General features: G+C 56.6%; 1 protein-coding gene. It reads right to left on the bottom strand.

Annotated elements, in window-relative coordinates:
- The coding region (locus tag EOS_RS42825) for a citrate/2-methylcitrate synthase (protein ID WP_075645504.1) at window positions 1-392 on the bottom strand (392 nt) is incomplete at both ends.

The raw sequence follows: 392 nt of genomic DNA on the forward strand, positions 1-392 counted from the left end.
AGCAGATGCAGGAAGTGACCGCCGATGGAGTCGTCATCGGTTTCCGGTTGGATGCGTTCGCCGTTGTGGCTGTAGTGATACCAATAAAGGAGAATCGAGCTAAGCGACGCCAGCAGTTTGTCGGCAATATCCCGCGCGCCAGAGACGGTATGCCCCTCTTTTTCTGGCAGCGTGCAGCCGAGCGCGGAAACACCGGTGCGCATAACATCCATCGGGTGCGACGCCGCCGGTAAGGCTTCCAGCACGGTACGCACGTTAGCCGGTAAACCGCGCAGGGCTTTCAGTTTCGTTTTGTAAGCGGCGAGTTCGTCACGGGTCGGCAGTTTGCCGTGGATCAGCAGATGCGCCACTTCTTCAAATTCGCAATGTTTCGCCAGATCAAGAATATCGTA

The organism is Caballeronia mineralivorans PML1(12), from assembly GCF_001028175.1.
In the GTDB taxonomy this organism is placed as follows: Bacteria; Pseudomonadota; Gammaproteobacteria; order Burkholderiales; family Burkholderiaceae; genus Caballeronia; species Caballeronia mineralivorans.